The 7,928-nt window shown below is 74.7% G+C and carries 5 protein-coding genes; 4 read left to right on the forward strand and 1 reads right to left on the reverse strand.

The annotated features are described in order from the left end of the window. The first annotated feature begins 1,167 nt into the window (after positions 1-1,167). The 3 genes from ACFV4G_RS42275 to ACFV4G_RS42285 are packed head-to-tail and all read left to right on the forward strand — an operon-like array spanning position 1,168 to position 5,110. Positions 1,168-2,223 carry a ParB N-terminal domain-containing protein gene (locus tag ACFV4G_RS42275; protein ID WP_380448763.1) on the forward strand — a complete coding sequence of 352 codons (1,056 nt, stop codon included), beginning with the start codon at positions 1,168-1,170 and terminating at the stop codon, positions 2,221-2,223. Next, on the forward strand, positions 2,220-3,458 hold the full coding sequence (locus ACFV4G_RS42280) for an NAD(P)/FAD-dependent oxidoreductase (RefSeq protein WP_380448765.1): 1,239 nt from the start codon (positions 2,220-2,222) through the stop codon (positions 3,456-3,458). Before ACFV4G_RS42275 ends, ACFV4G_RS42280 begins: the two co-directional genes overlap by 4 nt. Then, positions 3,455-5,110 carry an AMP-binding protein gene (locus tag ACFV4G_RS42285; RefSeq protein WP_380448767.1) on the forward strand — a complete coding sequence of 552 codons (1,656 nt, stop codon included), beginning with the start codon at positions 3,455-3,457 and terminating at the stop codon, positions 5,108-5,110. Before ACFV4G_RS42280 ends, ACFV4G_RS42285 begins: the two co-directional genes overlap by 4 nt. A gap of 21 nt (positions 5,111-5,131) precedes the next feature. Here the strand turns inward: ACFV4G_RS42285 and ACFV4G_RS42290 are convergent, their stop codons facing one another. Further along, entirely contained in the window at positions 5,132-5,857 is a 726-nt protein-coding gene (locus ACFV4G_RS42290; protein WP_380448769.1) for a thioesterase II family protein, read from the reverse strand. Between the two features lie 145 nt (positions 5,858-6,002). On the opposite strand from ACFV4G_RS42290, the gene ACFV4G_RS42295 reads away from it, so the two are divergent. Then, positions 6,003-7,880, forward strand: coding sequence for a KedN5 family methylcobalamin-dependent radical SAM C-methyltransferase (locus ACFV4G_RS42295; protein WP_380448771.1), 1,878 nt, complete (start codon positions 6,003-6,005; stop codon positions 7,878-7,880). Positions 7,881-7,928 lie beyond the last annotated feature (48 nt).

The following is a 7,928-nucleotide window of genomic DNA, read 5'->3' on the forward strand; positions in this document are numbered from 1 at the left end:
ACGCCCCCCACCCCCCCCCCCCGGGGCCCCCCGCGCGCGGGCGCGGGCGCGGGCGCGCCCCCCCGCGCGCGCGGGGGGGGGGGGGGGCCCCCCCCCGCGCGGCGACGCGGTCCACCTCGGCCGCCGACTCGGCCGCGAGCGCGATCAGGTCGACCCTCGGCTCGTCGGTGGCGCGCAGCCGGAGCACGTGGCTCTCGGGGCAGCCCGCACCGAAATAGATCCGGTCGCCGTCGCGTGCGACGACCTCCAGTTGCCAGCGATTCTCGTAGAATTCCGCGGCGCTCCGGAGATCCGGTACGCCCAGACCGACATGCCGCACGTGCAGGACCATGCTGCTCCCTGAGGACATTTCGAGGATTCACGCCGTGGAATAGCGCGGGAAATCAATGGATGAACTCGAACGGAACGGCCGGAGTTCGACCCGCTTCGCACCCTAGGCGGATTTCCGGGGGAAGTCGACGGTGGCCGGGCGCCCGCTATTCGCACACGCATCCGCACGTACACCCGGCCGTGGTTGCGCGCGGCCTGCACACCGCCACCCTCCGCCGTGCGCGCATTCTCATGAGGATTCGCACGCACATTCGCAGCCGGCCATGTACGGGCGCCGGGCCGCCCCGACCGGATCCCGACGCTTCGGCGGCGGGTCGACGCCAGTGGCGGGATTCCGCCACCAGCCCTGTCACACGGGCATCTTGACGTCCCGCAGGGCGCTTGAGGCCCGCTGCGGGCGCGACGGACCGGGCCGCGCGCCCGCCGCCCCGGCGGCGCCCCACGGCCGCGAGCACACCGCGCACCCGATCGGCGCGAACCACGCCGACGTCGCTTTGGAATTGACCGAAGCTTTCCGTTGATTCGTCCGCCGCCGGCGCCCCCGGCGCCCGGGAACAGGATTGCCTACCCGGCCGCGGCCCGCCTCACACGCGGGGCCGGGAATTGTCCCGGGGCCGTCGGAGCCCTTGACTGTTCGCAGCTAAATCACGCATTGTCAGGAACATTGACGGGGGGCGACAACGGGATCCGGACGCTCGGCGGGCGCCGATCCACGGGTCGCCCCAGAAATTGGAAAATCCGCTGAACCTCAACGACTTCGGGAACGTTACCGCCTGAGCCGACCCAGGCGCGCGTTCCCGGACAACGGTTCCGTCACACACGGGGAGTAGCGTCGAGATGAGCACGACTCAGCCTTTCTGTCACGTCGGCGATCCCACCTCACTGCTGTTGTCGCTCCGGCACGACAAGCTGCAGCGGTCCGCCGTCACCGTCGTGCCGATCCGGGTGCTCCTCGACGCCGACTCGCCCAGACTGGAGGGCGAGGACGGCGAGCACGTGCGGCTGCTCGCCGCCTCCGACGCCACCCACCCGCCGATCCTGGTGCACCAGCCGTCGATGCGGGTGGTCGACGGCATGCACCGGCTGCGGGCCGCGGAGTTGCGCGGCCAGCAGGAGATCGAGGTCCGCTTCTTCCAGGGCAGCGAGGCCGACGTCTTCCTGCTCTCGGTGGCCGCCAACATCAAGCACGGGCTGCCGCTCTCGCTGGCCGACCGCAGCTCGGCGGCCCGGCGGATCTTCGCCACCCACCCCGCCTGGTCGGACCGGATGGTCGCCTCCGTCGCCGGGCTGTCCGCCAAGAAGGTCGCCGAGCTGCGCCAGGAGCAGGTCTCCCACCTGCCCAAGCTCACCAGCCGGATCGGCCGCGACGGCCGCTCCCGGCCGCTGGACTGCTCCCAGGGGCGGGAACGCGCCGTCGAACTGATCGCCAGCAACCCCCAGGCCTCGCTGCGCCAGATAGCCAGGGAGGCCGGCATCTCCCCGGCCACCGCGGCCGACGTGCGCGACCGGCTGCGCCGCGGCGAGGACCCGGTGCCGGCCCGCCCGGGGGGCGGGGGCGCCGTGCGCCCCCCCCCCCCGCCCCCGCGGGGGCCCCAGCGCCAGGAGCCCAAGTCCCCGGCCGAGTTGGCCGGGCTGTTCGACCGGCTGCGCAAGGACCCGTCCCTGCGCTTCAACGAGACGGGCCGCACGCTGCTGCGGATGTTCGACGCCTGCCACGCGGTGGTCCGCGAGCAGCAGGAGATCGCCCAACGCCTGCCCGCGCACTGCCTGGTGTCGGTGGTCGAGCTCAGCCACGGCTGCGCCGGGATCCTCCAGTCGCTGGCCGACAGCCTCCAGCGGGGCGACGCACCGCGGGCCGCCGGGCCGGTTCAAGCGCGGACGAGCGTCAGTTGAACACCGCCGCGGCGCAGCCGCCGTCCCCCGGAACCGAGGTCGACGTGGTCGTGGTCGGCGCCCGCTGCACCGGCTCCCCGCTGGCCATGCTGCTCGCCCGGCAGGGCCACCGGGTCCTGGTGCTGGAGCGCGACCGCTTCCCCAGCGACACCATGTCCACCCACTGGGTGCAGCGGCCCGGGATCGAACGGCTCGCCCGCTGGGGCCTGTTGGACGCCCTAGCCGACACCGGCTGCCCGCCCCTGGAGCGGATCAGCCTGGACTTCGGCGGCCTCGCTCTGAGCGGCGCGCCGACCTCCGACGACGCGGCCACCGGCCCGGCCGTCACCTACGCGCCGCGCCGCACCGTCCTGGACCGGCTGCTCGCCGACGCGGCCCGGGCGGCCGGGGCCGAACTGCGCGAGGGCGTCACCGTGCTGGACGTGCTGCGCGAGGCGGACGGCGGTCCCGTCAGCGGCGTGCTCGCCGGGACCGCGGACGGCGGCCGGTTCACCGTCCGGGCGAGGGTCGTGGTCGGGGCCGACGGCCGCAACTCGACCGTCGCCCGCGCCGTCGACGCCCCGGTGCTCGTCGACCGCGGCCCGCTCGCCGCGACCGCCTACGCCTACTGGACCGGGCTTGCGGTGGACGGCGTCGAGGCGCACTTCCGGCCGGGCAGCGGCCTGTCCATGTGGCCCACCCACGAGGGCCGCACCGTCGTCGCGCTCAGCCTGCGCCGCGAGGCGTTCCGCGCCTGGGGGCGCGACCGGCGGCGCGGCTACCTCGACGCGCTCGCGGGCTTCCCCGGCGCCGCCGGACGGATCGCCGCGGCCCGCCTCGCCGGCCCGGTGCGCGGCGCCGCCGGCCTGCGCAACTACTACCGCCAGTCGCACGGCCCCGGCTGGGCCCTGGCCGGCGACGCCGGCCACCACAAGGACCCGATCGCCGCCCGCGGCATCTCCGACGCCTTCACCGACGCCGAGAACCTCGCCGCCGCCCTGCACGACGCCCTCACCGGGAAGCTGCCGCCGGACCGCGCCCTCGCCCGCTACCAGGCCCGGCGGGACGCGGGCTCCGCCGCGATGTTCGAGTTCGCGTGCCGCCAGGCCGCGCTGACCGGGGCGGACGAGCACCTGACCGCGGCCGTGCGGCAGGCGAGGGAGGACCCGGTCGCGGCCGGCCGGCTGCTCGGCGTCTTCGCCGGGGCCCGCCGCCTGGACGAGCTCCTCCCCCGCACCGCCCCGGGCACCCGGTGACGGCGCGCGGGCTGCTCGACTGGCTGGACGCACCGGACCCGGACCGCGGCATCCGCTTCCTCCGGCCGGACGGCACCTGGATGCGGCACCCGTACCCCGAACTGGCGGGCGCCGCCCACGCGGTGGCCCGGCGGCTGCGGGCGGCCGGCGTGCGGCCCGGCCGGGCGGTGGCCCTGGTGCTCGGCTCCGGGCCGGAGTTCGTCGCGGCCTTCTTCGGCGCGCTGCTGTGCGGAGCGGTACCCGCGCCGCTCGCGCCGCCGGCGACCTTCCAGGACGACGCCGCCTACCGCGACGGGCTGACGGCCCGACTCGCCGTCCTGCGACCGGCGGTGATCCTGACCGGCGCCGAAACGGCGGGCCTCGGTCCGCCCACCACCGCCGCCCCCGTGCTCGACCTCGCCGCCGCATGGCCCGACGGGTGCGCCGCCGACGCTGCTCCTGTGGGGACGCCCGCGACCGCGCTCGTCCAGTTCACCTCCGGCTCCAGCGGGCCGGCCCGCGCGGTCGTGGTCTCCGCGCGGGCCCTGGAGGCGAACCTGGCCGCCGTCCGGCAGTGGCTGCGCATGGGACCGGACGACCCCACCGCCACCTGGCTGCCGTTCCACCACGACATGGGGCTCGTCGGCTGCCTGCTCACCCCGGTCACCACCGGCGCCGACCTGTGGGTGCTGCGCCCGGAGGACTTCGTCCGCTCACCGCTCGCCTGGCTGCGCTGCTTCGGCGAGCACGGCGCGCGGCTCACGGCGGCGCCCGCGTTCGGGCTGGCCCACGTGCTGCGCAGGGTCCGGCCGGAGGCGCTGGCGGGGCTGGACCTCGGGCGGTGGCGGGCGGTCATCACCGGTGCCGAGCGGATCGATCCGGCCATCCTGTCCGGCTTCGTGGAGCTGCTCGCGCCGCACGGGTTCCGCGCCGCGTCGATGCTGCCGGCCTACGGACTCGCCGAGGCCACCCTGGCCGTCACCGGCGTGCCGCTGGCCGAGGAGCCGACCACCCTGCGAGTGGACCGGAGCGCGCTGCGGACGGGCGAGCCGGTCCGGCCGGCCGCTCCCGGCACCCCGCCGGACCTACGCCTCGAACTCGTCGGCTGCGGAAGCCCGCTGCTGCCGGACGGCCGGATCCGCATCGTCGACCACCGGGGCGAGGAGCTGCCGCCGGGCCGGGTCGGCGAGATCGTCTGCGCCGGGTCCTCGATCGCCGACGGCTACCTCGGAGCCGCCGCCTTCGACCCCACCGGGCTCCGCACCGGGGACAGCGGCTTCCTGCACGAGGGCCGGCTCTACGTCCTCGGCCGCCTCGGGGACAGCCTGAAGCAGCGGGCCCGCACCGTCTTCGCCGAGGACCTGGAGGCGGTGCTGGCGGGCGTCGCGGAGCTGCGGCACCGGCGCCCGGCCGTGCTGCTGGGCGCCCTCGACGGCGTCGACACCGCCGTGGCGGTGGTCGAGGGCCGGGAGGGGGCCTGGGTGGCGACGGCCGTCGAGCGGCTGCGGCGCGGGCTCGACGGCGCCGCGGTCGTGGTGGTGGCCGGTCCGTCCGGGCTGATCCGCCGCACGTCCAGCGGCAAGCCCCGGCGACGGCCGATGTGGGAGGCCTTCGCGGCGGGCACGCTGGGCGGGCGGGTGGTGGGCGGCACCGCGGGCACCCGACGCGCGTGACCGGCCCACCACCTGCGCTCCTCAGCCGAGTTCGGCCCGCAGCACGGCCGCCACCGCGCCCGGGTCCTCCAGCAGCAGGTTGTGCCCGCCGGGCAGCAGGCCGAGCCGGAACCCGCCGGTGGTGAAGCGCGACCAGGCCGCCACGTCCTCCTCCGCCACCGAGTGGTCCGCCTCGCCGAGCAGCGCGAGCACCGGCGCCCCGATCGGGTCGACCGCGAACTCGTGCCGCTCGATGGCCTCGTAGTCGGCCCGCAGCGCGGGCAGGACCAGCTCCCGCAGCTCGGGCTGGCCGAGGACCGCCTCGGGCAGGTAGCCGTCCCGCGCCACCTGGGCCAGGAACTCGTCGTCGGGCAGCCGCCAGGTGTGCACCGGGGGGATCCGGTCCGGCGCCTGCTGGGCCGAGAGGACCAGCCCCGACAGCAGCCCCGGGGGCAGCCGGCGGGCCGTCTCGTAGGCGAACACCGCGCCGCCGCAGTGGCCGTAGAACACCACCCGGCGCCCGTCGGCGTGCGCGGCGACCTGCTCGGCGAGGCCGTCGCACAGGGGGCCGAGCTCGGTGTACGGCTCCTCGTCCATCCGCGACTCGCGCCCGGGCAGCCGCACCGCCACCGCCCGGCAGGCGTCGCCCAGCCCCCGGCACAGCGGCTTGACCGCGGCGGCGCCCGCACCGGCGTGCGGGAACGCGTACAGCACCGTCGCGGCGGAGTCCTGCCCGGATATCTCCACCAGCCATCGATATTTTGCCATGGACGGCATGATAGGCATTTCCGGCGCCCGCTGTCCGCGTTCCGGTCAAACGCCGCTTTACCCTTCCTCCGTGGACCGTCAGACTTTCTCCCGAACCATTCGACGTGGAGAATTGGAGCGCTGAATGCATGGTCCTCAGCTCAGGGTGGCACTCGTTCAGCAGGGCGTCTGGGACATGCCGCTGGAATCCATGCCGCTGGCCTCCGGATACCTGAAGGCGATGATTCTGGAGGACCCCGGACTCCGGTCCGGGACGGCGGTCGAGATCTGCAACTTCCGGGGCCGCGTGACGCACGGGGAGATGGCCCACCGGCTGTTCCGCGAGGAGCTCCCCGACCTCGTCGGCTTCTCCGTCCTGGGCTGGAACGTGCGGGCCTTCGGGGCGCTCGCCGCGACCTACCGCCAACTGCAGCCCGACGGCTGGACGGTGTTCGGCGGCACGCACGTCAGCGGCCAGGCGGAGCGGGTGTTCCGGCTCCACCCGGAGGTCGACGTGATCGTCAACGGCGAGGGCGAGCTGACCTTCCCCGAGCTGGTCAGGGCCCGCCGCGACGGCCGCTCCCGGCACGAGCTCGACGACATCGCCGGGATATCGTTCCGGCGCCCCGACGGCACCGTCGTGACCACGCCGGACCGGCCCCGGATCGAGAACCTCGACATCATTCCCTCGCCCTTCCTGACCGGCGCGATCGACCTGCTCGACGAGGCCGGGAACTTCCGTTACGACGTCGCCCTGATCGAGACCAACCGGGGCTGCCCGTACAAATGCGCCTTCTGCTACTGGGGCGGCGCCGTCGGCCAGCGCGTGCGGGCCTTCTCGCGCGAGCGGCTGCGCGCCGAACTCGAACTCTTCGGCAAACTCGGCGTGCACACCGTGGTGGCCTGCGACGCGAACTTCGGGATGCTGCCGATCGACCTCGAACTGGTCGAGGACCTCATTTCCATCAATCGCCGGCTGGGATTTCCCCGGGCCTTCGAGACCTCCTGGGCGAAGAACAAGTCGAAGGTGTTCTACGAGATCGTGCGGCGGATGAAGGAGGCCGGCCTGCGCAGTTCGTTCACCCTCGCCCTGCAGTCGCTCAGCCCGGACGCCCTGGACTCGATGCGCCGGCGCAACATGAAGGTCAACGACTGGCGGGAGCTCGTCGAGTGGCTCGGGCGCGAGGGCCTGGACTGCTACGCCGAGCTGATCTGGGGCGCACCGGGCGAGACCGTCGAGTCCTTCCTGCGCGGCTACGACGAACTCGCCGAGCACGTCTCGCGGATCGCCGTCTACCCGATCATGCTGCTTCCCAACACGGAGTACTCCGAGCAGAAGGAGGTCCACGGGATCGTCGCGCTGCGCGGTGACCACGACGACTTCGAGTACGTGCTGGCGCACCGCACCATGACCTTCGAGGACAACGCCCGGATGCAGCGGTTCCTGTTCTGGGCGCGGGTGGTGGCCGAGAACGCCGTGCTGCGGCACTGCTGGCTGCCGCTGCGGCGGCTGGCCGGGTGGACCCAGTCCGAGGTCCTCGACAGCCTGGCCGACTGGATCGACACCACCCCGGCCCCCGAGGCCGCGCCGCTGCGCGAGGCGGCCGCGCGGGCGCACGGCGGCGGCGCCCCCGCCTACGCGGCGGCGATCGGCTACCTGTTCACCGAGCAGGCGGGCCGCACGGCGCTCGAACGCTGGTGGGGCGAGGCGGTGAGCCCCCGGCTCGGCGCGGAGCACCGGGCGTTCCTGGACGAGGTGTTCCGCTACGACCTGCTGACCCAGCCGGTCGTGGCGGACCAGGAGGCGCTGGTCGAGGAGGTGGCGGGCCGCGGCTACTTCCGGCGGGCCGGGGTGACGTTCAGCCACAACGTCCCGGCGGCGCTGGCCCTGATGCGGGCCGGGCAGGAGCCGGACCTCGGCCCGGACCCGACCTGCCTGGACCTCTACTACCGCAGCGGCGCGCTGAACGCGGTGCGCTCCACGAACCACGAGGAGATCGTCCACTTCATGGGCGAGCCCCGGCCGGCCGGGGCGGCGTTCTGACGGGCCCCGCACGACGGAACGGGCGGTGGCGGGGATCTCCCGCCACCG

The organism is Kitasatospora sp. NPDC059747, assembly GCF_042732955.1.
Taxonomy (GTDB): Bacteria; Actinomycetota; Actinomycetes; order Streptomycetales; family Streptomycetaceae; genus Kitasatospora.

Excerpts from the sequence above, each read along its gene's own strand:
- ACFV4G_RS42290 (WP_380448769.1), bottom strand. The coding sequence starts at position 5,857 with ATGGCAAAATATCGATGGCTGGTGGAGATATCCGGGCAGGACTCCGCC.
- ACFV4G_RS42275 (WP_380448763.1), top strand. The coding sequence starts at position 1,168 with ATGAGCACGACTCAGCCTTTCTGTCACGTCGGCGATCCCACCTCACTG.